This window comes from Streptomyces sp. NPDC006476 (genome assembly GCF_040612015.1).
Lineage (GTDB): Bacteria > Actinomycetota > Actinomycetes > Streptomycetales > Streptomycetaceae > Streptomyces > Streptomyces griseorubiginosus_B.
In genome coordinates this window covers 18,228-43,243 of record NZ_JBEXPK010000037.1, presented here as the reverse complement: position 1 = coordinate 43,243, position 25,016 = coordinate 18,228, and the positions used below count along the sequence as shown (strand labels likewise).

Sequence of the window (25,016 nt, the reverse complement as noted above, 5' to 3'; positions counted from 1 at the left end):
TACCCGAGTTCGGGTCGAGGTTAGGGCTGTGATCGGTCAAGGGGAGTCGCGCATGGACAGGGCACGGTCGCACACCGGTCGCATATGGTCGACGGTGGTCGTCGCGTCCTCGCCGTGCCCGCCTCACGCCGCCCGGATGGCCCCCTCGATGTCCGGGAACGCGAAGGTGAACCCCGACTCCAGCAGCCTCCTCGGCACCACCCGCGCGCTGCCCAGCACATCCCCGGCCATCTCGCCGAGCACGGTCCGCAGCGCCGGCGCCGGCACGGTGAAGAACGTGGGCCGGTGCAGCACGCGCCCCATGGCCTCGGTGATCTCACGGTTCGTCAGCGGGTTCGGGGCGGTGACGTTGAACGGCCCGGACAGCCCGTCGGTGTCGATGAGATGCCGGATCGCGGCCACCTCGTCGTGCAGCGAGACGTACGACCAGTACTGCCGCCCGTCTCCCATCCGCCCGCCGAGCCCCGCCTTGAAGAGGGGGAACAGACGGGCCCAGGCGCCGCCCTTGCGCGACACCACCAGACCCGTCCGTACGAACGCCGTCCGCACGCCCGCCTCCCGCGCCGGTGCCGCGGCCGCCTCCCACTCCACGCACAGCTCCGGCAGGAACCCGCTCCCGGCGGGCGCGCTCTCGTCGACCACCCGGTCGCCGGTCTCGCCGTAGTAGCCGATCGCGCTGCCGTTGACGAACACCCGCGGCCGGTCGTCGAGCGCGGCGATCGCCTCGGCCAGCGCGGCGGTGCCGAGCACCCGGCCGGCCCGGATCCGCGCCTTGTACGCGTCCGTCCAGCGCCGGTTCCCCACACCGGCCCCCGCGAGGTTGACCACGGCGTCGCACCCGGCGAGCCCCGCCGTGTCGACGTACCGCCCCTCGGGGTCCCAGCACACCTCGTCCGCGGCCCGCGCGGCCCGCCGCACCAGCCGCACCACCTGGTGCCCGTCGGCGGTCAGGGACCGCGCCAGCGCACCCCCGATCAACCCGGACGCACCGGTCACCGCGATTCGCGCACGTTCCATGCCCCCATTCTGCTGGCCGCACACGTAAAGCCCCGGTCGGGTCGGCCGTAAGGTGGCCGTCATGCCGGTACCGCACATACGCCACGCCACCCTCGACGACGAGGACACGCTGGGCCGTCTCGACCGGGTCACCTGGTCGCCGCTGCACTCCGTGCAGCCTCGCCCACGGCCGCCGTACGAGCCCTTCTACAACGAGCGGTTCGGGCCCCGGGACCATCTGGTCGCCGAGGTCGACGGCGCGGTCGTCGGCTACATCCGGCTGGGCTACCCGACCCCGCTGGCCTGCAACTCCCACGTCCGGCAGATCCAGGGACTCGTCGTCGCCGAGGAGGCGCGCGGGGCCGGGGTCGCGCGGGCGCTGCTGCGGGCGGTGCGGGAGGAGGCCCGCCGGCAGGGGGCGCGCCGGCTGACCCTGCGCGTGCTCGGGCACAACACCCCGGCCCGCGGGCTGTACGAGGCCGAGGGGTTCGTGGTGGAGGGCGTGCTGCCCGGCGAGTTCCTGCTGGAGGGCGAGTACGTGGACGACGTCCTCATGGGGTGCGCCCTGTGACGGTCAGGAACTGACCAGGTCGCCCGTGTCCACCGGCGCCGTCGCGCCGGCCGCCCGGGCCGCGTCGGAGGCCACCTCGTCCGCCGTCAGGACGTAGCCGGTCTCGTTGTCGGAGGTCGAGCGGGCGAAGACCACGCCGTAGACCCGGCCGTCGGTGGTCAGCAGCGGCCCGCCCGAGTTGCCGGGACGCACGGTGGAGCGGATCGAGTAGATCTCCCGGGTCACCATGCGGTCGCTGTAGATGTTCTGCCCGGTGGCGTTGACCCGGTTGGCCACGGTCGCCGCCTGCAGATTGAGGTCGCCGTCCTGCGGATAACCGGCCACCACCGCGGAGTCGCCCCGCTCGGCCCCGTCGTCGAACTTCAGGACCGGTGCGCTCAGCCCCGGCACGTACAGCACGGCCACGTCCTTGTTCGGGTCGAAGAGCACCACCCGCGCGTCGTACGACCGCCCCACCCCGCCGATGCGGACGGTCGGGTCGTCGATGCCGGCCACCACGTGCGCGTTGGTCATCACGTGCTCGGCGGCGTACACGAACCCGCTGCCCTCGCGGCCCTGGTCGCCGGAGACGCCCTCGATCTTGACGGTGCTGAGCTTGGCCGCGCTGGTGGCACGGGCGGTGACGCTGTCGCCGGTGGGCTTGGCCACCTCGGCCGTGGACTCGTTCTCGAACGGGTTGAACACCTGCGGGAAGCCGGCCTGCGTCAGCGCGGTGGTGGCCCGGGAGAACCAGGTGGGCGTGGTGTCCGGCATGAGGTTCTGCACCGAACGCAGCAGCGCCGAGTCCCGGATCGCGGTGGTCACCAGCGGCGAGGAGGAGGCACCGAGGACGCTCGCGGCGACCCAGGCCACGATCAGCACGGCGATCGAGTTGGCGGCGGCACCGCCGATCCCGTCGGCCACCCTGAGCGGCCCCTCGTCCAGCTCCCGCCGCAGCCGCAGCGCCAGCCGCCCCGCGAGCTCGTGTCCCACCACCGCCGGGATCAGCACGGTCAGCACCGCGGTGACGGTCGCCCGGGTCGTCCCCGCCTCGACCAGGTCCATCATCCACGGCAGCACCCACACGCCGATGACGGCCCCGCCCACGAACCCGGCGAACGAGACACAGCCGGCGACCAGTCCCCGCCGGTAGCCGGATGCCGCATAGGCCAGAACCACCAGCATCAGCAGGATGTCGAGCAGGTCCACAGAGCCGCCTTTCTCTCAGACCCCTATGTACGCGCGGGACCGGCCCGATGATCAGCCGCGCGGGTGTGTGTCTCCCCCCTGCCCCTTCCACCCGGAAAAACGTCGCGGACCAGGACGATGGTTCCACCGGGTGGCACAGCACACATCGCGGGCGCGGGGGATACGGCCGAGAGTGGACGCATGTGTGTCCGAAGATCGCGGGGAACCGGGGGAGCGGGGAGGTCGAAGGGGGCCCGTGCCGCCCGCGTGCTCGTCGCCTGTGTGCCCGGTCTGGCCGCGGTCGTCGGGCTCGTGCTGTGCGTGGACGGCGTCCAGCGCGCGACCGACCGCCAGGCCGCCCCGCCGGCCGTCGTGGCCCGCCCCGCCGCTCCCGCTCACTCCGCGCCGAAGCCCCATATCGTGCCGCGCTCGGCCTGGCTGGACGACCTGGCGCGGCACGCGCAGCCGCCCCCGCGCTACGACGACAAGGTCCTCGCGGTCTTCGTCCACCACACCGACTCGCCCAACGGCTACGACTGCGCCGACGCGCCCCGCATCATCCGCTACCTCTACGCGGGCCAGACTGGCGCCCGGAACTGGGACGACATCGGCTACAACTTCCTCGTCGACCGGTGCGGCACCATCTACGAGGGCCGCGCGGGCGGCACGGACCGCGCCGTCACCGGCGCCCACACCCAGGGCTTCAACCACCGTACGGCCGGCATCGCCGCCCTCGGCACCTTCACCGCCGGCGTCCCCGTGCCCCCGGCCATGGCCGACGCCATCGCCGCCCTCGCCGCCTGGAAACTCGGCCTGTCCGACATCGACCCGCGCGCCCGGGTACGGCTCACCTCCAGCAACAGCCTCAGCCGCTACCGCGCCGGCGCCACGGCCACCCTCCCGGCCCTCGCCGGCCACAAGGACGCCTACATGACCAGCTGCCCCGGCGCCTCCCTCATCGCCCGCCTCCCGGAGATCAGGGAGCGGGCCGCGCGGCTGCAGGGCCGGAACGGGTAGCTCACCGGCGCCCGAGATAGGCGTTCAACGCCCGCTGCAGCACCTTCCCCTGACTCCCCACGGGCAGCTCCCACTCCCCGAGGTACTCCACGGCCCGGCCGCCCGCACCCGTCTTGAAGCGCAGCCGGCCCAGCAACCGACCCTCCGTGAGCGCCGGCGCGATGGACCGCAGGTCGTAGACGTCGGCGCCCGCGGCCCGCGCGTCGCACAGCATCCGCCACAACAGCGAGCTGCTGGGCCGTAGTTCACGCCCCCGGCGACCGGAGGCCGCGTACGAGTGCCAGGAACGGGGGCCCGCGTTGATCATGAGCGCGGCGGAGAGGACCTCGCCGTCGTACTCGGCGAGATACAGCCGCAGCCGGTCGTCGTCCTCGGCGTTCAGCGCCTTCCACATCCGCCCGAAGTAGTCCAGCGGGCGGGCCTTGAAGCCGTCGTGGGCGGCCGTCTGCGTGTACAGGCGGTGGAAGTCCGGCAGATCGACGGCCGCACCCCAGCCGACCCGCACACCCGCCGACTCGGCCGTGCGCAGCGACTGCTCGAAGTGCGGGGCGAGTCCGGCGCGCAGCTCGTCCGACGTCCGCCCGGCCAGCGGTACATGGCAGCCGTAGCGCGGCTGACCGACCCCGAAGCCGCCCTCGTCCTCCTCCGCGCACCGCCGCCACCCGAGCCGCCCCAGCCGCTCGGCGACGTCCAGCGCATAGCCGTCCACACCGTCGGGGGCGAGGTCGCGCAGATGCCGTGCGTCGGGATCGGCGATGCCCGCCGCCACGGTCGCCGGTTCCCAGTGGCGCACGACGAGCGGGGGCCCGATCCGCACGGAGAACGCGCCGCGCCGCTCCACGTGGGCGAGCAGCGGGTCGAGTCGGCGTTCCAGACGCGGGGCGCGCCAGTCGATCGCCGGGCCGTCAGGGAGGTAGGCGAGGAAGCGCCGGGTGCCGGGCAGCGGCCGGTACAGCACGAGCGCGGCCGTGACCAGCGCCCCGTCCTCGAACCAGCCGACGCTCTCCGCCAGCCAGTCGGGCTTCACATCGCCCCACTCCGGTATCTGCAGATGGCTCGCGTCGGGATGCGTCCGGAGGTGGGCCAGGTGGTCCGCGCGGCTGATCTCCCTCACGTGGGGGCTGCTCATGGGGCCTCACAGGTTTCTCGTAGCCGCCTCACCGATCCCCCCGAGGTGGCCTCCCTATGGTCATGCACACGTACTGACTGGAGGTGGGGAAAATGAACAGCAGCCACACGAACATCACGAAAACCCCGAACACCCGGGAGAAGGCGGCCGGTCGAGGCCGGGTGGCCCGTGGTCCCTGGGCCGCCCTCTGCGCCGCCGCGGCCGTCGTCCTCGGCCCGGCCGCCGTCACCGCCTCCGCCCTCGACCAGGCCAACGCGGCCCCTCTGCACCACGCCGTCAGGGTCGACCAGACGCAGGCGTACATCCCCTCGGACACCGCCCGCCGCCGCGCGGCCTGACGCCGTGCCCGTTATCGGTCCGCGTCGCCCGACAGCCCGAGGAACCGCTCGCCGGACGGGTCGACGTCCACCCCGAGCCCGTTCATCAGGCCCGCCAGCATCACGTAGTAGCCGACCGTCGTGACCACTTCGACGACCTGCCGGTCGGTGAAGCGGGCCCGCAGCGCCGCCAGGGTCTCGTCGGCGAGCGTGTACCGGGAGACCAGCTCGAAGGCCGCACCGATCGCCGCCGACTCCGCCGCGTCGAACTCCGCGCCGCTCGCCCGCCGTTCCGCGATCGCCGCGAGCTGTTCGGGGGTCACCCCGAAGTGCAGCGCGACCGGGCCGTGCTGGACCGCCTCGTACTCGCACTCCGTGCCGGCCGCCACCGCCAGGATCACCAGCTCCCGCAGCCGGGCGGACAGCGTGGACTCGCCGAGCACGGCCATGCCCAGGTCGATCGCGGGGCCGGTCAGCGGCGGGGCGTGGGAGAGCATGCGGAAGGCGTTGAGCGGTACGGGAAGTCTGGCGACGGCGTCGGCGTCGCGCTCCGGGTACGGGATCCGGGCCATGGCCCCCCTCACAGTCCATGTCTGCAGTGGTCCGCGCCAGTCGCTGAAAACGGACGTGGTCCGCGCCAGTCCCTGAAACGCACGTGGTGTGCTCAGTCCCGGAAACGCTCCCACAGTTTGGGGTACCGCTCCGCCAGCACCCGTTCGTTCTCGAAGTCGACCGGCGCGCCCGCCGGTTCGGGGGCGGCGGGCGCGATGCCGAGGTCGGGGGCGACGGTACCGGTGAGTTGCTGGTAGGCGTCGTCGGCCGCGTACCCCAGCTCCTCGCCGTCGCCGTCGAGTTCCTCGTCGAAGTCGTCCAGGAGGTCGGCCAGCGCGTCGGGATGGTGCACGGCGCCCTCGTACACCTCTCGCCCCTGACCGATCAGCCAGCAGCGGAAGAAGTCGAACGCGTCGTCGCTGGCGCCGTCGAGCAGCACCCAGGCCGCGCCCCACAGGTCCCAGGTGTACGCGCGGTTGTAGCGGGCCTCGAAATGACGGGCGAAGTCGAGGACCATGTCGGGTTCCAGCTGGAGCAGCCGGTCCACGAGCAGGTCGGCCTGCTCCTCGGGGTCGCCCTCGGCGGCCTCGCGGGTGGCGTCCACCAGCTCCCAGAACTCCGTCTCGTCCATCACGGGTCCAGCATCGGCCCTGGGCGGGTGGGGCGCACGTGGAGTGCGGCGGATTGTTATGTCCCGTACAGCGCGGCGAGCCGGACCGCGTCGCGAGCGAAGCGCTCGCGCAGACGCGGCGGCGCCAGCACCTCCGCCTCGGGGCCCAGGCCCGTCGGCTGGCCCTGGGCGATCTGCTTGGAGTCCGCCGGTGGGTGGCGGAGGGTTATGTCCGGTGCAGCGTGGCGAGCCGGGTCGCGTCGCGCGTGAAGCGCTCGCGCAGACGTGGCGGCGCCAGCCACGTCTACCTTCGGGCCCAGGCCCGTCGGCTGGCCGTGCTCGATCTGCTCGGGCTCCGCCGGTGGGTGGCGGAGGGTTATGTGCCGTACAGCGTGGCGAGCCGGACCGCGTCGCGGGCGAAGCGTTCGCGCAGACGGGGCGGTGCCAGCACCTCCGCCTCCGGGCCCAGGGTCGTCAGCTGGCCGTGGGCGACCTCCTCGGACTCCACCGGCAGGGTCACCGTCACCCACCCGTCCTCGCCCGGGGCGCCGGCCTGTTCGAGCGCCTCCCGGGCGGCCTGCGGATCGACGGCGTACGGCAGCGCCCGCGCCCCGGCCGCCGACAGCCGTACGACGACCTCCGCGTGCAGGATCGACCGCGCGAACCGCACGGCGTGCGCCGCCCAGAAGCCGGGCAGGTCGAAGGTCTCGTCCCGGGTGAAGCGGGCGCCGTCGGGGACGACGGAGGTGAACCGGTCCAGGCGGTAAGTGCGATGGGCGGCGGTCTCCGGAACGCGGGCGCACAGGTACCAGACGCCCGCCTTCAGCACGAGCCCGTACGGCTCCAGGCACCGCTCCACCTCGCCCTCCCCACGCCGGTAGCGGGCGGTGAGCCGGCGGTCCTCCCACACGGCCTCGGCGATCACCGGCAGCAGCTCGGGCGTCTCCGGCTCCCGGAACCAGGCGCGCGCGTCCAGATGGAACCGCTGGGCCGCGCTGCGGGAGGCGTCCCGCAGGGACGGCAGCAGCGCCGCCGACACCTTCAGCCGCGCGGCGGACGCGGCGTCCTCCAGCCCCATCTCGCGCAGCGCCCCCGGCACCCCGCTCAGGAACAACGCCTCGGCCTCACCGCGCGCCAGCCCCGTCAGCCGCGTCCGGTACCCGCCGACGAGCCGGTACCCCCCGGCCCGCCCCCGGTTGGCGTACACCGGCACCCCGGCCTCGGACAACGCCTGCGCGTCCCGGGTCACGGTCCGCTCGGACACCTCCAGCTCCCGCGCCAGCTCGGCGGCGGTCATCGACTCCCGGTTCTGGAGCAACAACACCATTTTGATGAGACGGGCAGCGCGCATGGGGTCATGATGCAACGAGGCCCCCGCCGTGGCGGGGGCCTCGTCGATCGGCCCGTGTATCGGCCGGTGGATCGGCAGGTGTTACAGCCCGTACTTCTCGCGCGCTTCCTTCACGGCCGTCGCCTTCACCTCGCCACGGCGGGCGAGCTGGGCGAGGGCGGCCACCACGATCGACTCGGCGTCGACGCCGAAGTGGCGGCGGGCCGCCTCGCGGGTGTCGGAGAGGCCGAAGCCGTCCGCACCGAGCGAGGACCAGTCCTGCTCGACCCACTGCGCGATCTGGTCCGGGACCTGGCGCATGTAGTCGGAGACCGCGAGCACCGGGCCCTCCGCGCCCTGCAGGGCCTGACGGACGAACGGCACGCGATCCTCGCCCCGCAGCAGCGCCGCGTCCGCCTCCAGCGCGTCACGGCGCAGCTCCGTCCAGGACGTCGCCGACCACACGTCCGCCGCCACGCCCCACTCCTCGGCGAGCAGCCGCTGCGCCGTCAGCGTCCAGTGGATCGCCGTGCCGGAGCCCAGCAGCTGGATGCGCGGGGCGTTGGCCGGGACGGTCACGCCCGCGGACTCCGCCGTGTTGAAGCGGTACAGGCCCTTGACGATGCCCTCGTCGATGCCGAGGCCCTGCGGCTTGGCCGGCTGCGGCAGCGGCTCGTTGTAGACCGTCAGGTAGTAGAAGACGTTCTGGTCCTCGCCCGGCTTGGCCTCGCCGTACATCCGGCGCAGACCCTCACGGACGATCACCGCGATCTCGTAGGCGAAGGCGGGGTCGTACGACAGCGCCGCCGGGTTCGTCGCCGCGATCACCGGCGAGTGGCCGTCCGCGTGCTGCAGGCCCTCGCCCGTCAGGGTCGTACGGCCGGCCGTCGCGCCGACCAGGAAGCCGCGCCCGAGCTGATCGCCGAGCTGCCACATCTGGTCGGCCGTGCGCTGCCAGCCGAACATCGAGTAGAAGATGTAGAACGGGATCATCGCCTCGCCGTGCGTCGCGTACGCGGTGGACGCGGCGATGAAGTCGGCCATCGAACCGGCCTCGGTGATCCCCTCGTTGAGGATCTGGCCGTTCTTGGCCTCCTTGTAGTACATCAGCTGGTCGCGGTCGACCGGCTCGTACGTCTGGCCCTTGGGGGAGTAGATCCCGAGGGACGGGAAGAGCGACTCCATGCCGAAGGTGCGCGCCTCGTCGGGGACGATCGGCACCCAGCGCTTCCCGGTCTCCTTGTCGCGGACCAGGTCCTTGACGAGGCGGACGAAGGCCATCGTGGTGGCCACGTTCTGCGAGCCGGAGCCCTTGTCGAAGGAGGCGAAGGCCTTCTCGGCGGGGGCGGGCAGCGGCGCGAGCGCGTGCGTACGGCGGGCCGGGGCCGGGCCGCCGAGGGCCGCGCGGCGCTCCTGGAGGTAGCGCACCTCGGGGGAGTCGGCGCCGGGGTGGCCGTAGGGGACCACGCCGTCGACGAACTGGCTGTCGGAGATGGGCAGTTCGAGAAGGTCCCGCATGTTCTTGAACTCGTCCACCGTCAGCTTCTTCATCTGGTGGTTGGCGTTCTTCGACGCGAAGCCCTCGCCGAGGGTGAAGCCCTTGACGGTCTGCGCCAGGATCACGGTCGGCGCGCCCTTGAACTCGACGGCCGCCTTGTAGGCCGCGTACACCTTGCGGGCCTCGTGACCGCCGCGCGAGAGGCGGAAGCACTCGAGGATCTTGTCGTCGCTCAGCAGCTTCGCCATCTCGACGAGCGCCGGGTCCTTGCCGAAGAAGTCCTCGCGGATGTAGGCCGCGTCCCGCGTCTGGTACGTCTGCACCTGGGCGTCCGGTACCTCGCGCAGCCGGCGTACCAGCGCGCCCGTGGTGTCGAGCTGGAACAGCTCGTCCCAGGCCGTGCCCCACAGCGTCTTGACGACGTTCCAGCCGGCGCCGCGGAACTGGGCCTCCAGCTCCTGCACGATCTTGAAGTTGGCGCGGACCGGGCCGTCGAGGCGCTGCAGGTTGCAGTTGATGACGAAGGTCAGGTTGTCCAGGCCCTCGCGGGAGGCCAGAGCGAGGGCCGCCGTGGACTCCGGCTCGTCCATCTCGCCGTCGCCGAGGAAGGCCCAGACGTGCGAGGACGAGACGTCCTTGATGCCGCGCGCCGTGAGATAGCGGTTGAAGCGCGCCTGGTAGATGGCGGACAGCGGGCCGAGGCCCATGCTCACCGTCGGGAACTCCCACAGCCAGGGCAGCCTGCGCGGGTGCGGGTACGACGGCAGGCCGTTGCCGCCGGCCTCCTGGCGGAAGTTGTCGAGGTGCGCCTCGGTGAGGCGGCCGTCGAGGAAGGCGCGGGCGTAGATGCCGGGGGAGGCGTGGCCCTGGACGTAGAGCTGGTCGCCCGAGCCGTCGGACTCCTTGCCGTGGAAGAAGTGGTTGAAGCCGGTCTCGTAGAGCCAGGCGGCGGAGGCGAAGGTGGCGATGTGGCCGCCGACGCCGTGTTTCGAGCCCCGCGTCACCATCGCGGCCGCGTTCCAGCGGTTCCACGCGGTGATACGGCGCTCCATCTCCTCGTCACCGGGCACGGACGGCTCGGCGGCGGTGGGGATGGTGTTGACGTAGTCGGTCTCGAGGAGCTTGGGCAGCGCGATGCCGGTGCCCTCGGCCCTCTCCAGCGTCCGGCGCATCAGGTACGCGGCCCGGTGCGGGCCCGCCGCCTCGGCGACCGCGTCCAGGGAGGCCTGCCATTCGGCGGTCTCTTCCGGGTCCCGGTCCGGGAGCTGGTCGAGCTCGCTCGGCTGGATGGCGTTGGGGTCGGTCATGTCGCCGCCTTCCTCAGTCGAAGGGGGTTCCCTCATCGGCAAGGGTTCGGGGGTGCCCTCGGTCTTTGGCAGGACAGGGCTGGGACCTCGGTGGAGGTCCGTCGGCGACAATAACTCCCTGATCGATGATCGATCAAAGGGTCCAGGGCAAAATATCTTGATTACGAGAAAGTCGGCACGGAGTGTCTCGCCCCAAGACACCGGGTGCCGCCGATAATGAGGCGTTTTCGCAGGTGAGCGGGGTTGCGCTCGGCTGCGGTCAGGCGCGCGGCGCGCAGCCCAGGACATGCGCCTTGACGATCTCGGCGATTCGCGGGTCCCGCCGCCGGAACGCGGCCACCAGCTCCTCGTGCTCCTCCGCGTACGACTGCTGGACGGTCCCCAGCCAGCGGATGGACAGGGCCGTGAAGACCTCGATGCCCAGGCCCTCCCAGGTGTGCAGCAGCACCGAGTTGCCGGCCGCCCGCACCAGCTCGCGGTGGAAGCCGACCGTGTGCCGCACCTGCCCGGTGCCGTCGGAGTCCCGGTCCGCCTCGTACAGTGCGCTGACATGCGGTTCCAGCGCCGAGCAGTCCTGCGCCAGCCGCTCCGCCGCCAGCTCCGCGGCGATCGCCTCCAGGCCGGCCCGCACCGGGTAGCTCTCCTCCAGGTCGGCCGCCGTCAGGTTCCGCACCCGTACGCCCTTGTTCGGCGCGGACTCGATCAGCCGCAGCGACTCCAGCTCCCGCAGCGCCTCCCGCACCGGCGTCTGGCTGACCTCCAGCTCGGTCGCGATACGTCGCTCCACGATCCGCTCGCCCGGCTTCCAGCGCCCGCTGACGATCCCCTCCACGATGTGCTCGCGGATCTGTTCGCGCAGCGAGTGGACGACGGGCGCGGTCATGAGAGCTCCTTAAGGGCGTTTGACGTTTAGACAATAAGGCCGCGAGCGCTTTCGGGAGGGGCGCACGGGGGCGCTTTCATGCAGGTGAGACGAGACTTACACGCCTCACAGGGCAAGGCCGCCTGTAAAGACCCGTACCGGACAGGACCCGGAGTCGTCACCGCCGTGTCACCGCCAGAACCCCCCGGCCGCCCGCGCCGTCGCGGTCGGCAGGGAGTTCCCGCGCGGGGCGCTCCTGGAACATCGGGGGTAAGGCATGAACATCGGGGGACAGCGCGGCAGGATCGGCTGGGCGGTCGTGGCGGCGGCGATCGCCTGCACGGTCGTCGGCGTCACGGGGTGCCGTCCGACACCGACGGCGGCGTCCGGGGCGCCGAGCGGCAGCGGCGCCGCGAGCGCCGGCGGCGCGGAGATCGCGAACATGGCGGCCGCGGCCCGGGGCGGCGGCGCGAGCGGCGGGGCCTGCGTCTTCGTCAAGCCGGACGGCGCCCAGAAGTTCGGGCACGTCGGCTGGGGCTTCCGGATCACGGGCACCGACCAGTGGGTGTACGGCGCCGTCGAGAACCCCACCAACAAGCTCTACACCCCGCCCGGTGGCAACATCGGCGCCTGGCACGCGCAGGGGACGTACGCCCGCATGCTCAGCGAGATGTCCCGGGACGCGCACTATCCCGGCAGGTCCACCCACCCGTACAGCCGTTACCGCTGCGTCCTGTCCTCGACGAGTGACGTGGGCGCCGCCCGGCGGATGATCCGCACCGTGGAGAGCCGCGGCTTCCTCGTCGGCATCGACCCGAGCACGGGCGAACTGACCTCCCGGGACTGCCTCGACGCCACCTACGACGTGCTGCGCGCCTACCGGACACGGCACTTGACGTACGCGCCGCACCTGGACGTGCCCAACGTGTGGGTGGAGACCCTCTGGGACTGGAGCGACCACACCCTCACGCCCCGGTAGCGGACACGAGCAGTGGACATGGCGGTGCCCCCGCCGGAATCGCTCCGTACGGGGGCACCGCGCGTACCGCGGGACCTCAGAGGCCGAGCTCGACCTCGAACTCGCCCGCCTCCAGGATCGCCTTGACCGCGGTCAGGTAGCGGGCCGCGTCGGCGCCGTCCACCAGACGGTGGTCGTAGGAGAGGGTCAGGTAGGTCATGTCGCGGACGCCGATGACCGTGCCCTCCTCGGTCTCGATGACCGCCGGGCGCTTGACCGTGGCACCGATGCCGAGGATCGCGACCTGGCCCGGCGGCACGATGATCGTGTCGAAGAGCGCACCGCGCGAACCGGTGTTGGAGATGGTGAAGGTCGCGCCGGACAGCTCGTCGGGCGTGATCTTGTTGGCGCGGACCTTGCCGGCCAGCTCCGCCGTGGCCTTCGCGATGCCGGCGATGTTCAGGTCGCCCGCGTGCTTGATGACCGGGGTCATCAGGCCCTTCTCGGAGTCCACCGCGATACCGATGCTCTCGGTGTCGAAGTAGGTGATCGTGCCCTCGGCCTCGTTGATCTTGGCGTTGATGACCGGGTGGGCCTTCAGCGCCTGGGCCGCCGCCTTCACGAAGAACGGCATCGGGGAGAGCTTGACGCCCTCGCGCGCGGCGAAGGAGTCCTTGGCCTGGGCGCGCAGGCGCATCAGGCGGGTGACGTCGACCTCGACGACCGAGGACAGCTGCGCCTGCTCGTGCAGCGCCTTGACCATGTTGTCGCCGATGACCTTGCGGATGCGCGGCATCTTGACGGTCTGGCCACGGAGCGGGGAGGCCTCCAGCGTGGGAGCCTTCTTCGCGGCCGGGGCGGCAGCGGCGGCCGGAGCCGGAGCGGCGGCGGCGGCCTTGGCGGCCTCGGCGGCGGCGACGACGTCCTGCTTGCGGATACGGCCACCGACACCGGTGCCCTTGACGGAGGCCAGGTCGACACCGCTCTCGGCGGCGAGCTTGCGCACCAGCGGGGTGACGTAGGCGCCGTCGTCGGTTGCCCGGGCGGCGGTCGGGGCGCTGGGCGCGGCGGCCGGGGTGACCGGAGCCGGAGCGGCCGGCGCGGGGGCCGGAGCAGCGGCCTGGGCCGGAGCCGGAGCCGGGGCGGGCGCGGCCGGGGCGGCGGGCGCAGGGGCCGGAGCGGGCGCCGGAGCCGCGGGGGCGGCCGGGGCCGGGGCAGCGGCGGCGGGCGCCGGAGCCGGGGCGGCCGGAGCCGGAGCGGCGGACGGGGCGGCACCGGGGGCGCCGATGACGGCGAGCTTGGCGCCGACCTCGGCGGTCTCGTCCTCGCCGACCGTGATCTCGAGCAGCACACCGGAGGTGGGCGCCGGGATCTCGGTGTCGACCTTGTCCGTGGAGACCTCGAGCAGCGGCTCGTCGGCCTCGACGGAGTCGCCGACCGACTTCAGCCAGCGGGTGACGGTGCCCTCGGTGACGGACTCGCCGAGCGCGGGCAGGACGACGTCCGTGCCCTCGGCGGAGCCGCCGCCGGACGCGGCCTCGGCGGTGGGAGCGGGCGCCGGGGCGGCCTGCTCGGTGGACGGGGCGGCGGCCTGCGGGGCCGGCTCCGGCTCGGCGGCCGGGGCGGGCTCGGCGGCGGGGGCCGGGGCGGCCGCGGGGGCGCCGCTGCCGTCGTCGATGACGGCCAGCTCGGCGCCGACCTCAACGGTCTCGTCCTCGGCGACCTTGATGGAGGCGAGGACACCGGCAGCGGGCGAGGGGATCTCGGTGTCGACCTTGTCGGTCGAGACCTCGAGCAGCGGCTCGTCGGCCTCGACGCGCTCACCCTCGGCCTTCAGCCAGCGGGTGACAGTGCCCTCGGTGACGCTCTCGCCGAGCGCCGGAAGGGTTACGGAAACCGCCATGGTTTCGGTTGCTCCTTACGAATTGCGGAAGTCTGAGTCGTCGCGTTCGTCGACCGAGGGTCAGTCGTGCGCGTGCAGCGGCTTGCCGGCCAGGGCCAGGTGGGCCTCGCCGAGCGCCTCGTTCTGCGTCGGGTGGGCGTGGATGAGCTGGGCGACCTCCGCGGGCAGCGCCTCCCAGTTGTAGATCAGCTGGGCCTCGCCGACCTGCTCGCCCATGCGGTCGCCGACCATGTGGACGCCGACCACGGCACCGTCCTTGACCTGGACGAGCTTGATCTCGCCCGAGGTGTTCAGGATCTTGCTCCTGCCGTTGCCCGCGAGGTTGTACTTCAGAGCGACGACCTTGTCCGCGCCGTAGATCTCCTTGGCCTTGGCCTCGGTGATGCCCACGGAGGCGACCTCCGGGTGGCAGTACGTGACCCGGGGGACACCGTCGTAGTCGATCGGGACGGTCTTCAGACCGGCCAGACGCTCCGCCACCAGGATGCCCTCGGCGAAGCCGACGTGCGCGAGCTGGAGCGTCGGGACGAGGTCACCGACGGCGGAGATGGTCGGGACGTTGGTGCGCATGTACTCGTCGACCAGGACGTAGCCGCGGTCCATGGCGACACCCTGCTCCTCGTAGCCCAGGCCCTGCGAGACCGGGCCGCGGCCGACGGCGACCAGCAGGATCTCGGCCTCGAACTCCTTGCCGTCGGCGAGGGTGACCTTGACACCGTCCTGGGTGTACTCGGCCTTCTGGAAGAAGGTGCCGAGGTTGAACTTGATCCCGCGCTTGCGGAACGCGCGCTCGAGAAGCTTCGAGGAGTTCTCGTCCTCGACCGGGACGAGGTGCTTGAGGCCCTCGATGACGGTGACGTCCGCACCGAAGGACTTCCAGGCGGAGGCGAACTCGACGCCGATGACACCGCCGCCGAGGATGATCGCGGACTTCGGCACGCGGTCCAGGACGAGGGCGTGGTCGGAGGAGATGATCCGGTTGCCGTCGATCTCCAGGCCCGGCAGCGACTTCGGCACGGAGCCGGTCGCCAGCAGGACGTGACGGCCCTGGACGCGCTGTCCGTTGACGTCGACGGAGGTGGGGGAGGACAGACGCCCCTCGCCCTCGATGTACGTCACCTTCCGCGAGGCGACGAGACCCTGCAGGCCCTTGTACAGGCCGGAGATCACGCCGTCCTTGTACTTGTGGACTCCCGCGATGTCGATGCCCTCGAAGGAGGCCTTCACGCCGAACTGCTCGCTCTCGCGGGCCTGGTCGGCGATCTCGCCCGCGTGCAGCAGGGCCTTGGTGGGGATGCATCCCCGGTGCAGGCAGGTACCGCCGACCTTGTCCTTCTCGATCAGGGCGACGTCCAGGCCCAGCTGCGCCCCGCGCAGGGCCGCGGCGTAACCGCCACTACCACCGCCGAGGATCACTAGGTCGAAAACGGTGCTGGCGTCGTTCGCCACGTCACGTCCTCCATGCATGTGCGCCACGCCGGTCAGCGGTGACCGGTCGGCGGCTGGTGTCCGGCCGCTCTTGTCTTCGGCCCTGTGGTGGGGGCCCTGTCCTGCCGTGGCCCATCTTCGCACTTGTCAGGGGGGAACGAGACGCCGGGCCGGTGTGTGAGACGTCCCACGTTCAGTTGAGCGCTCACCGAAAAGGGGGCTCCGCGCTACCCGCGTGCGGAGCCCCCTCGACCGGGTCGATATCAGCCCAGGTCACCGGCGGCGGTCAGCTCCGCCAGCCGCACCAGCGTCCGTACCGCCGTACCCGTACCGCCCTTGGGGGTGTACCCGAAGGGGCCGCCGTCGTTGAAGGCCGGGCCCGCGATGTCCAGGTGGGCCCAGGTGATGCCCTCGCCCACGAACTCGCGCAGGAAGAGACCGGCGACCAGGCCGCCGCCCATGCGCTCGCCCATGTTGGCGATGTCGGCGGTGGGGGAGTCCATGCCCTTGCGCAGGTGCTCCGGCAGCGGCATCGGCCAGGCCGGCTCGCCGACCTCCTCGGCGGCCTCGTGCACGGCGGAGCGGAACGCGTCGTCGTTCGCCATGATCCCGAACGTCCGGCTGCCCAACGCCAGCATCATCGCGCCGGTGAGGGTCGCGACGTCGACGATGGCGTCCGGCTTCTCCTGCGAGGCGGCCCACAGCGCGTCGGCCAGCACCAGCCGGCCCTCGGCGTCGGTGTTGAGCACCTCGACGGTCTTGCCGCTGTACATGCGCAGCACGTCACCGGGGCGCGTGGCGGACCCGGACGGCATGTTCTCGGCGAGCGCCAGCCACCCGGTGACGTTCACCTCGAGGCCGAGACGCGCGGCGGCGACCACGGCCGCGAAGACCGCGGCGGCACCGCTCATGTCGCACTTCATCGTCTCGTTGTGCCCGGCCGGCTTCAGCGAGATGCCGCCCGAGTCGTAGGTGATGCCCTTGCCGACGAACGCGAGGTGCTTCTTCGCCTTGGAGGAGGTGTACGACAGCTTCACCAGCCGCGGCCCCGACGCCGATCCCGCGCCGACGCCCAGGATGCCGCCGTAGCCGCCCTTCTCCAGGGCCTTCACGTCGAGCACCTGCACCTTGATGCCGTGCTCCTTGGCCGCGGCCGAGGCGATCGCCGCGAACGCCTCCGGGTTGAGGTCGTTCGGCGGGGTGTTGATGAGGTCGCGCGCGCGGTTGAGCTCCTCGGCGACGGCGACGGCCCGCTCGACGGCGGCCTTGTGCTCCTTGTCCCGGGGCCGGGCACCGAGCAGCGCGGCCTCGGCGAGCGGCGCCTTGCCGTTCCGCGCCTTCGGGTCCTTGCCGTTCTCCTTGTAGACGTCGAAGGAGTACGCGCCCAGCAGCACGCCCTCGCCGATCGCGCCGACATCGGCGGCGTCGGTGACGGGCAGGGCGAAGGCGGCCTTCTTGGTGCCGGTGAGGGCGCGGGCGGCGGCGCCGGCGGCCTTGCGCAGGGACTCGGCGGCGTAGCCGGCGTCCTTCTCGGGCTCGGCGCCCAGGCCGACCGCCAGCACGAGCGGGGCCTTGAAGCCGGAGGGCGCGGGCAGCTTCGTCACCTCGCCCTCGGCGCCGGAGGCACCGAGGGTTTCCAGGACGCCGGCGAGGCTGCCGCCGTAGGCCTTGTCGACGGCCTCGGCGCCCGGCGCGACGACCGGGTTCTTCGCGCCCTTGGCGACACCGATCACGATCGCGTCGGCCCGCAGGCCGGGCGCCGCGGCGGTGCTGAGAGTGAGAGCAGTCACGGTGGTGAAATCTCGCTTCCGAATGTGAGGTTCCTGTGGTCGATCGGTGTGGGTCGACCGGGCCCGACAGCCGACCCTAGATGCGACCTGAGGGTGCGGTTTCCGCGGGGCCTTCCCCGGTGCGGCGAACACTGCCGCTGAGCCTACGCGCGTGCGTGCGTTCACTCATTCCTGAGGACGTGTTCACCTGGGATCGGAGATCATCCTCGGGCGACCCTCCCCACCTCTGGAGCCCCACCGTGAAACGCCCGATACTCCTGCTCGCCACCCTTCTCCTGCTGACGGGCTGCGGCACCGCGACCGACTCCGCCCCGGACTCCGACTCCGGTTCCTCCGGCGGGCGTTGGCAGCCGCGCCCCGGGGTGGCCTGGCAGTGGCAGCTCAACGGCCGGCTCGACACCTCCGTCGACGTGCCCGTCTACGACATCGACGGCTTCGACCAGTCCAGGGCCACGGTGGGCGCGCTGCACGACGAGGACCGCAAGGTCATCTGCTACGTCTCGACCGGCGCCTGGGAGGACTGGCGGCCCGACGCGAAGAAGTTCCCCAAGTCGGTGATCGGCAAGGGCAATGGCTGGAAGGGCGAGCGCTGGTTCGACATCCGCAGGACGGACGTCCTGGAACCGCTGATGGCGGCCCGCCTCGACATGTGCCGCGAGAAGGGCTTCGACGCGGTGGAGCCGGACAACATGGACGGCTACAAGAACAGCACCGGCTTCCCCCTCAAGGCCGCCGACCAGCTCCGCTACAACCGGCTCATCGCCCGGCTCGCCCACGACCGGGGCATGGCCGTCGGCCTGAAGAACGACCTCGACCAGATCCCGGCCCTCGTCAAGGACTTCGACTTCGCGGTCAACGAACAGTGCGCCCAGTACGGCGAGTGCGCCGCCATGAAACCCTTCATCGCCGCGGACAAGGCTGTCTTCCACGTGGAGTACGAACTCCCGACGAGCCGCTTCTGCCCCGAGACCCGGCGCCTGAAGTTCAGCTCGATGCTCAAGAAGTACGACCTGGACGCCTGGCGCCGCCCCTGCTGACCGGCGACGACACGCCCTAACGCCCCAGCGACAGCACCACCAGCGACACCGTCGCCGCCGTCTCCGCGAGCCCTCCGAACACATCGCCGGTCACCCCGCCGAAGCGGCGGGTGCAGTGGCGCAGGAGGACTTCGGCGACGGCGACGGCGGCGAGCACCGCCATCGGCGCCCGGACCATGTCGTACGTCCCCAGCAGAGCCCCCGCCCCCGCCGCGAGCCCGGTCACCACGACCGCCGCGACCAGCGCGCCCCGCCTCGGAACCACTCCCGCGACCGCCGCGCCCAGCCCCTCCGGCCGCGCGGCGGGCACGCCCTCCCGCGCGGCGAGGGTAAGGGCGAGCCGGGCCGCGGTCGCCGAGACGACGGCGGCCAGCGCGCCCCGCCCCCATGAGCCGCCGTACGCCTGCGCCAGCGCGGCCACCTGGGCCAGCAGCACGAAGACCAGGGTGATGACCCCGAACGGGCCAATGTCCGACTGCTTCATGATCCGCAGCGCGTCCTCGGCGGGTTTCCCGCTGCCCAGCCCGTCCGCGGTGTCCGCGAGGCCGTCCAGGTGCAGACCCCGGGTGAGAACGGCGGGTACGGCGGCGGAGGCGACGGCGGCGAGCAGGGCGCCCGCGCCCAGCGCCAGCAGCAGTACGCCGGCCAGGGCCGCGCAGCCGCCGACGACCAGCCCGGCGACCGGGGCGCACAGCATGCCGGCGCGTGCCGCGTCCCGGTCCCAGCGGGTCACCTTCACGGGCAGCACGGTCAGCGTGCCGAAGGCGAAGCGGAGGCCGTCCGGCCAGGGCGTCTTGGAGGGTTCGGGCACCGGCGCAGGTTACCCGGCGGTCGGGAGGAGGTCTGCGGCGGCCATCGCTAAAGTGCGCATATGGGACATTGGCTGCAGCGCAACATCGTCGAGCCGGGCAAGCTGCCGCTGCTGCTCGCCCTGACCGCGTTCGTACTGACGTTCTTCGTCACCCGGCTCATCACCCGGCTCATCCGGGCGGGCAAGGGGCCCTTCGGGAACGTCAAGGCGGGCGGACTGCACATCCACCACGTGGTGCCCGGCGTCGTGCTCACCGTCGTGGGCGGGTTCGGGGCGGTGGCCAGTGACCGGCACGGTTTCGGGGCCGCACTGTGCGCGGTGCTGTTCGGGATGGGAGCGGGGCTGGTCCTGGACGAGTTCGCGCTGATCGTCCATCTCGACGACGTCTACTGGACCGAGCAGGGCCGCCGCAGCGTCGAGGTCGTCGTCCTGACGGCGGCCCTGGTCGGGCTGCTCCTCGCCGGGTTCGCGCCGTTCGGCGTCAACGACATGAGCCAGGCCGAACTCCAGGACCGGGGCAGCGTGATCTCCACGGTCGTGATCAACTTCGCCTTCGCCCTGCTCGTCCTGACCAAGGGCAAGCCGCGGATGGCGATCTTCAGCGTGATCGTCCCGCTGGTCGGGCTGATCGGCCTGGTCCGGCTCGCCCGCCCCGGCTCGCCCTGGGCCCGCCGCTTCTACCGGCGCCGCCCCCGCGCCCGCGCCAAGGCCACCCTGCGCGCCTACCACCGCGACCGCCGCTGGTTCGGCCCCCGCCGCAGACTCCAGGACTGGATCGGCGGCAAACCCGACCCCCTCCCGACCCGAGCCCTCGACCACCACTGACACGGCCGCGGCCGAAGCCTGGAGAAGGGCGCTGCGACCCGCGACGTCCGCAGCTCCGGTCCTCACCGCATGCCGAAGGACGGGCCGGAGGCACCCCGCCCCGTTCGCGGCCCGAGTTCTCGATCGCCGGGTTCCTGCCCCACCCTGAGTTCCTCGGGGGGTGATTCCGCGGTGACCGCCGCTCCGACCCTCTCCACATGCCGAAGGGCCGGCCCCGCGGTCAACCCGACGCCGTGACCACCCGTGCCCCCGACCGCCGGGTCGGTGTCCCGGAGGCAGCCCCGGCAGGGGGCTTCTTGCGTGCCCACCTCCGCGACCGCCGCGGTCCGGACTCCGCCGCGGGGTTCAGGGGGCGATCGGTGGTGTGTCTGGGCTGGTGCGGTCCGCGACCTCGGCCGGCGCCGGCCGCCGGGGCGTCCTCCGTCCGTACGTCCTCACCGCCGCTCCCAGATGGCGAGCGGCGGCAAGCCGCCCGTCACCGGGTTGAGTGAACTACCCGGGCGCACCTAGCGCCGCGACCGCCGCGGGTGGGGTTGGTGGCGTGGGCCTGTGGACGGGATCAGGGGTGGGCCCGGGGTCGAATCCGGGCGCGGTCGGCGGCGGCGTCGGCGGAGTGCCGAGAGGGTGATCAGGGCGGCCACCGCCGCGATCGCCGCGAGGTGCTCCTTGCCGGCCAGGTTGCCCTTCAACGCCACCTCGACCGCCATCGCCGCGGTCACCGCGCCCGCCGTCACATACGCGCCGTAACGCCAGCCGAGGAAGACGGCCAGACCCACCACGGCCGCCGACGGACCGGTGTCGACCACCCGGGCGTCCGACGAAGGCAGGCCGAAGAGGCTGTCGAAGCCCAGCCAGACGCCCAGACGCGCGTACAGGGTGCCGGCCAGCGTCGCGGTGTAGGCGATGACCAGCGTGCGCAGCCGGCCGAGGCAGATCTCCGCGATCCCGAAGACGAACAGGACCTGCAGGAGCGCGCCCCAGACCGGCAGGTCCAGCGCGGGCACGAAGAGGGAGAGCGGCGTGCGCAGCAGGGCCGGCCACAGCGGGTCCTCGGCCTGCACCCCGCCGACGTCCTGCACGAACCCGTACCCCCAGGACTGGTTCTGCACGATCTGCACGGCCGCCGTCAGCGCCACCGCTCCGAGCGTCATCGGGACCGCCCGCAGCCGCCGCTCGACCAGCGGCTCGCGCACCGTGACGTACACGAGCCCCCATTCGGCACGGGCCCAGCGGGCGAGCCTGTTCATCCGGCCGGTCCTCATCCGGTCCTCACCCGGTCCTCATCCGTCGTGCTGTCGCTGCCGCTCCTACCGGTGGGTTTCCAAGTGCCGCCGATGCAGCCACTTCGGCAGCCCCGGTGCCTCCAGGAACCCCTCCGCGTGCGCCGACGCGAGGCCGATGCGCGGGAGGTCCGCGCTCTTCTCGAAGAGCAGGAAGCGCGGCTCCCAGATGGGCCGGTACTTGGCGTTGGCGCGGTACAGCGACTCGATCTGCCACCAGCGGGAGAAGAAGCTGAGCAGCGAGCGCCACAGCCTCAGCACCGGCCCCGCACCAAGACGCGCCCCACGTTCGAAGACCGAACGGAACATGGCGAAGTTGAGCGAAACCTGGGTGATCCCGATATCCCCGGCACGGCGCAGGAGTTCCAGCACCATGAACTCCATCAGCCCGTTGTCCGAGTCGCGGTCCCGGCGCATCAGGTCCAGCGAGAGCCCGTGCGGCCCCCACGGCACGAAGGACAGCAGCGCCTTGAGCTCACCCCGCCCGTCCGTGCACTCCAGCATCACGCACTGCCCGTCCTCCGGGTCCCCGAGCCGCCCCAGCGCCATGCTGAACCCGCGCTCGGTCGCCCCGTCCCGCCAGTCGTCCGCCCGCTTCAGCAGGTACGTCATCTCGTCGGCAGGGATGTCCTCGTGCCGCCGCACCCGCACCCCGTACCCGGCCCGCTTCACCCGGTTGTAGGCCTGCCGCACGGTCCGCATGGCCCGCCCCTCCAGGGTGAACTCGGCGACGTCCACGATCGCCTCGTCACCCAGCTCCAGGGCGTCCATCCCGTGGCGCGCGTACACCGTGCCCGCCTCCTCGCTCGCCCCCATCACGGCCGGGATCCACCCGTGCGCCCGGGCCTCGGCGAGCCACGGCTCGATGGCGCCCGGCCAGGCCTCCGGATCCCCGAGCGGATCACCGGAGGCCAGCGAGACGCCCCCCACCACCCGGTAGGCGACCGCCGCCTTCCCGGTCGGCGACCACACCACGCTCTTCTCCCGGCGCAGCGCGAAGTAGCCGAGCGAGTCGCGCTCCCCGTGCCGCTCCAGCAGCGCCCGCAGCCGCTTCTCGTCGTCCTCGGTGATCGGGTCGACCGCCCGCCGGGAGCGGAAGGCGGCGTACAGGACTGCGAGGACGAGCAGGGTGCTGAGCACGTTGATGGCGACGTTGACCCAGTTCGGCGCGTCGATGCCGGGGAAGCGGGACTCGTCGACGGCGACCGAGACCAGCCGGAAGGTGCCGTAGCGCCAGCGCTCCAGGAACGTCGAACTCGCCGCGTCCGGCGCCTGGTTGGTGACGGTGACCAGCAGGCCGGCGAGCAGCGAGGCGGCCAGCGTGCCGCCGACCCCGACGGCGGCGGCGAGCCTCGGGTTCGACCGGTCGCCCTTGGCGTAGAACTCCCTGCGGCCCACCAGCAGCGCGGCGACGAAGGCCGCGGTGAGGGCGAGGGAGATCCAGTTCTGGGCGTACTGGCGGATCTCCGGGAAGGCCATCGCGAAGGCGAACAGCCCCAGGAAGGGGCCGCCCAGCGCGAGGTTCAGGATCCAAGCGGCCCGCTTGCGGCGGCGCATGGTGATGGCGAGGAAGGCGGTGAACACCCCCGACGCGAAGCCGGCGGTCAGCAGGTACGGCGTGAAGAAGTTCTCCTGGTTGTGCCGCCGCACGTCCTGCCCGAGGGAGACCCAGACGGCACTGAGGAAATTGACGAACGCGACGGCCCGCAGGTACCAGACCGCGAAAGCGGCGGCTCGACGTGAGGCATTTCGGGCATCTCCCATGGATGAGGATCATATGGGGGATGCCCGGCTGAACCCGTCCATCTTTCGTCTGCCGTGCGGCCGACTTTCGGCTGTCGTGCCGCCTATTCCGTCGCTTCCTTCCAGACTTCCGCGGTTTTCTCGTCCTCCTCGGGAACCTCGGGCTTCTCCGGCAACTCAGCGGACAGCGCCGCCGCGGCCTGCACCAGCGGCAGCGCGAGCAGCGCGCCCGCGCCCTCGCCGACGGTGACCCCCTGGGTCAGCAGCGGCTCCAGTGCCATCCGGTCCAGCGCCTTCGCCTGCCCCGGCTCCCCGCTGTCGTGCGCCGCCAGCCACCAGTCCGGCGCCCGGAACGCGATCCGCTGCGCCACCAGCGCGCAGGCGGAGACCACGACCCCGTCGAGGATCACCGGCGTCTTGCGCACCGCGCTCTGCAGCAGAAAGCCCGTCATCGCGGCGATGTCGGCCCCGCCCACGCTCGCCAGCAGCTGCAGTTGATCCCCGAGCACCGGCCGGGCCCGCCGCAACGCGTCCCGAATCGCCGCGCACTTGCGCATCCACGCCAGGTCGTCGATCGCGAGCCCGCCCCGCCCGGTCACCACGGAGGCGTCGGTCCCGCACAGCGCGGCGATCAGCACGCCCGCCACCGTCGTCCCGCCCACGCTCACATCGCCGAGCACCACCAGATCCGTACCCGAGTCCGCCTCCTCGTCGGCGACGGCGACCCCCGCCCGGAACGCCGCCTCGGCCTCCTCCAGGCTGAGCGCGTCCTCGATGTCGATCCGTCCGCTGCCGCGCCGCACCCGGTGCCGTACGACCTCGTCCGGGAGTGAGTCCGGGTCGCAGTCCAAAGACATGTCGACGACCCGCACCGGCACCCCGAGCCGCCGCGCCAGCACCGACACCGGACGGCCGCCCTCCAGCACCTCGCGCACCAACTCGCCGGCGCCGCCCGGGCGTCGCGCCGAGACACCCAGCTCGGCGACCCCGTGGTCACCGGCGAAGAGCACCACCCGGGGCCGTTCGATCGGCCGCACCGGTACCGCGGACTGCGCCGCGGACAGCCACTCACCCAGGTCGTCGAGGCGGCCCAGCGACCCGGGCGGCACGACCTGACGCTCCCGGCGCGCCTCGGCGTCGCGGCGCACCCCGCCGTCGGGGCGCTCGATCAGATCGGTGAAGTCGTCGAGATTAAGCGAGCTCATTCGCCGAACAGTACCGGCACGGATCGAACAGGACGGCGCCACATGGCCATCACGCGCATCCCACGTCGTTGCCCACCCCAGCCGTACACCTTATGTTCCTTTTTGTGGCTATTTCGGTGCGTCTCTTCAGCGACCTGGACCAACAACGCCGCCACCTCGGTACGGCCAGAGCGGTCCGCAGACTCCTCCCCGAACCGGAGAGCTGGCTGGACGTGGCCACGGGCGACGCGGACTTCCCCGAAACCGCCCGACGTCTGTTCCCCTACACGTCCTTCGACGGCACGGACCCGACACCCCGAGTCGCACACGCCCAGGCGGCGGAACGAGTGGAGCAGGCCTACGTGGGCCCCCTGACCCACCCCCACATCGCAACGGCCGTCAGATCCCGCTACGACGTGGTGACCATGCTGCGAGCGCCGGTCTCGAGGGAGGAACTCCGCACGGCCATCACCGCCCTCCGCCCGTACGGTCTCCTGCTCGTGGAGGCCCCGGTTCGCCAATCGGTGGATATCCGCGCCGACTTGGAGTCGCAGGGCTGCAATCTGGTCACCCCGTCCCACCCGGTACTGGACCGTCTTGCGAAAACCCACCGTCTTATTGCACGCAGGGCCCCTGCAGCGCCCCGATAGGGGCGCGGGGAACTGCGCGACCAGCCCCCACCGGCCCGCACCCGACGAACA

Annotated in this window: 22 protein-coding genes; 7 read left to right on the top strand and 15 right to left on the bottom strand. The window is 72.2% G+C overall.

Going from position 1 to position 25,016, the window contains the following annotated elements; genetic code table 11:
• Window positions 1–123: 123 nt before the first annotated feature.
• A complete protein-coding gene (locus ABZZ74_RS33660) occupies window positions 124–1,017 on the bottom strand; it encodes a TIGR01777 family oxidoreductase (protein WP_356771465.1) in 894 nt (297 codons plus the stop codon).
• 61 nt (window positions 1,018–1,078) lie between these two features.
• On the opposite strand from ABZZ74_RS33660, the gene ABZZ74_RS33655 reads away from it, so the two are divergent.
• Window positions 1,079–1,567, top strand: coding sequence for a GNAT family N-acetyltransferase (locus ABZZ74_RS33655; RefSeq protein ID WP_356771463.1), 489 nt, complete (start codon window positions 1,079–1,081; stop codon window positions 1,565–1,567).
• 3 nt (window positions 1,568–1,570) lie between these two features.
• Here the strand turns inward: ABZZ74_RS33655 and ABZZ74_RS33650 are convergent, their stop codons facing one another.
• The gene (locus ABZZ74_RS33650) at window positions 1,571–2,755 is read right to left on the bottom strand and encodes a MarP family serine protease (protein WP_356771461.1); all 1,185 of its coding nucleotides are present in this window, start codon (window positions 2,753–2,755) and stop codon (window positions 1,571–1,573) included.
• A gap of 180 nt (window positions 2,756–2,935) precedes the next feature.
• Between ABZZ74_RS33650 and ABZZ74_RS33645 the strand changes: the two genes are divergently transcribed.
• Window positions 2,936–3,751, top strand: coding sequence for a peptidoglycan recognition protein (locus ABZZ74_RS33645; RefSeq protein WP_356771459.1), 816 nt, complete (start codon window positions 2,936–2,938; stop codon window positions 3,749–3,751).
• 1 nt (window position 3,752) lies between these two features.
• Here ABZZ74_RS33645 and ABZZ74_RS33640 read toward each other — a convergent pair whose 3' ends face one another.
• Entirely contained in the window at window positions 3,753–4,880 is a 1,128-nt protein-coding gene (locus ABZZ74_RS33640; protein ID WP_356771457.1) for a peptidoglycan bridge formation glycyltransferase FemA/FemB family protein, read from the bottom strand.
• A 92-nt stretch (window positions 4,881–4,972) separates the two neighbouring features.
• Between ABZZ74_RS33640 and ABZZ74_RS33635 the strand changes: the two genes are divergently transcribed.
• Window positions 4,973–5,218 carry a hypothetical protein gene (locus tag ABZZ74_RS33635; protein WP_356771455.1) on the top strand — a complete coding sequence of 82 codons (246 nt, stop codon included), beginning with the start codon at window positions 4,973–4,975 and terminating at the stop codon, window positions 5,216–5,218.
• A gap of 11 nt (window positions 5,219–5,229) precedes the next feature.
• Here the strand turns inward: ABZZ74_RS33635 and ABZZ74_RS33630 are convergent, their stop codons facing one another.
• From ABZZ74_RS33630 to ABZZ74_RS33610, 5 genes are all read right to left on the bottom strand, one after another.
• Window positions 5,230–5,769, bottom strand: a complete 540-nt coding sequence (locus ABZZ74_RS33630; RefSeq protein ID WP_356771453.1) for a carboxymuconolactone decarboxylase family protein — start codon at window positions 5,767–5,769, stop codon at window positions 5,230–5,232.
• Window positions 5,770–5,861: 92 nt separating this feature from the next.
• Window positions 5,862–6,380, bottom strand: a complete 519-nt coding sequence (locus tag ABZZ74_RS33625; protein ID WP_356771546.1) for a DUF4240 domain-containing protein — start codon at window positions 6,378–6,380, stop codon at window positions 5,862–5,864.
• A gap of 355 nt (window positions 6,381–6,735) precedes the next feature.
• On the bottom strand, window positions 6,736–7,710 hold the full coding sequence (locus ABZZ74_RS33620; protein ID WP_356771451.1) for a YafY family protein: 975 nt from the start codon (window positions 7,708–7,710) through the stop codon (window positions 6,736–6,738).
• An 81-nt stretch (window positions 7,711–7,791) separates the two neighbouring features.
• Window positions 7,792–10,494, bottom strand: a complete 2,703-nt coding sequence (aceE, locus tag ABZZ74_RS33615) for a pyruvate dehydrogenase (acetyl-transferring), homodimeric type (protein ID WP_356771449.1) — start codon at window positions 10,492–10,494, stop codon at window positions 7,792–7,794.
• Between the two features lie 259 nt (window positions 10,495–10,753).
• On the bottom strand, window positions 10,754–11,377 hold the full coding sequence (locus ABZZ74_RS33610) for a GntR family transcriptional regulator (RefSeq protein ID WP_356771447.1): 624 nt from the start codon (window positions 11,375–11,377) through the stop codon (window positions 10,754–10,756).
• Window positions 11,378–11,633: 256 nt separating this feature from the next.
• Here ABZZ74_RS33610 and ABZZ74_RS33605 point away from each other — a divergent pair, with 256 nt between their 5' ends.
• Window positions 11,634–12,335: a hypothetical protein gene (locus ABZZ74_RS33605; RefSeq protein ID WP_356771445.1), complete on the top strand. Its 702-nt coding sequence runs from the start codon at window positions 11,634–11,636 to the stop codon at window positions 12,333–12,335.
• A gap of 76 nt (window positions 12,336–12,411) precedes the next feature.
• Here ABZZ74_RS33605 and sucB read toward each other — a convergent pair whose 3' ends face one another.
• The 3 genes from sucB to ABZZ74_RS33590 all read right to left on the bottom strand — a co-directional run bounded on the left by sucB (window position 12,412) and on the right by ABZZ74_RS33590 (window position 17,435).
• Window positions 12,412–14,217, bottom strand: a complete 1,806-nt coding sequence (gene sucB / locus ABZZ74_RS33600) for a 2-oxoglutarate dehydrogenase, E2 component, dihydrolipoamide succinyltransferase (protein ID WP_356771443.1) — start codon at window positions 14,215–14,217, stop codon at window positions 12,412–12,414.
• Window positions 14,218–14,277: 60 nt separating this feature from the next.
• Window positions 14,278–15,666: a dihydrolipoyl dehydrogenase gene (gene lpdA, locus ABZZ74_RS33595; protein ID WP_165954800.1), complete on the bottom strand. Its 1,389-nt coding sequence runs from the start codon at window positions 15,664–15,666 to the stop codon at window positions 14,278–14,280.
• 242 nt (window positions 15,667–15,908) lie between these two features.
• A complete protein-coding gene (locus ABZZ74_RS33590) occupies window positions 15,909–17,435 on the bottom strand; it encodes a leucyl aminopeptidase (protein ID WP_356771441.1) in 1,527 nt (508 codons plus the stop codon).
• A gap of 239 nt (window positions 17,436–17,674) precedes the next feature.
• On the opposite strand from ABZZ74_RS33590, the gene ABZZ74_RS33585 reads away from it, so the two are divergent.
• On the top strand, window positions 17,675–18,472 hold the full coding sequence (locus ABZZ74_RS33585; protein WP_356771439.1) for an endo alpha-1,4 polygalactosaminidase: 798 nt from the start codon (window positions 17,675–17,677) through the stop codon (window positions 18,470–18,472).
• Window positions 18,473–18,488: 16 nt separating this feature from the next.
• Here ABZZ74_RS33585 and ABZZ74_RS33580 read toward each other — a convergent pair whose 3' ends face one another.
• Window positions 18,489–19,283 carry an adenosylcobinamide-GDP ribazoletransferase gene (locus ABZZ74_RS33580; RefSeq protein WP_356771437.1) on the bottom strand — a complete coding sequence of 265 codons (795 nt, stop codon included), beginning with the start codon at window positions 19,281–19,283 and terminating at the stop codon, window positions 18,489–18,491.
• 60 nt (window positions 19,284–19,343) lie between these two features.
• Between ABZZ74_RS33580 and ABZZ74_RS33575 the strand changes: the two genes are divergently transcribed.
• A complete protein-coding gene (locus tag ABZZ74_RS33575; protein ID WP_356771435.1) occupies window positions 19,344–20,108 on the top strand; it encodes a hypothetical protein in 765 nt (254 codons plus the stop codon).
• Between the two features lie 506 nt (window positions 20,109–20,614).
• On the opposite strand, the gene ABZZ74_RS33570 is transcribed toward ABZZ74_RS33575, so the two are convergent.
• From ABZZ74_RS33570 to cobT, 3 genes are all read right to left on the bottom strand, one after another.
• The gene (locus ABZZ74_RS33570) at window positions 20,615–21,355 is read right to left on the bottom strand and encodes a hypothetical protein (protein WP_356771433.1); all 741 of its coding nucleotides are present in this window, start codon (window positions 21,353–21,355) and stop codon (window positions 20,615–20,617) included.
• Window positions 21,356–21,415: 60 nt separating this feature from the next.
• Window positions 21,416–23,152, bottom strand: a complete 1,737-nt coding sequence (locus ABZZ74_RS33565; protein ID WP_356771431.1) for a phosphatidylglycerol lysyltransferase domain-containing protein — start codon at window positions 23,150–23,152, stop codon at window positions 21,416–21,418.
• Window positions 23,153–23,235: 83 nt separating this feature from the next.
• A complete protein-coding gene (cobT, locus tag ABZZ74_RS33560; protein ID WP_356771429.1) occupies window positions 23,236–24,336 on the bottom strand; it encodes a nicotinate-nucleotide--dimethylbenzimidazole phosphoribosyltransferase in 1,101 nt (366 codons plus the stop codon).
• Between the two features lie 104 nt (window positions 24,337–24,440).
• Between cobT and ABZZ74_RS33555 the strand changes: the two genes are divergently transcribed.
• Entirely contained in the window at window positions 24,441–24,965 is a 525-nt protein-coding gene (locus ABZZ74_RS33555) for a hypothetical protein (protein ID WP_356771427.1), read from the top strand.
• Window positions 24,966–25,016: the final 51 nt, after the last annotated feature.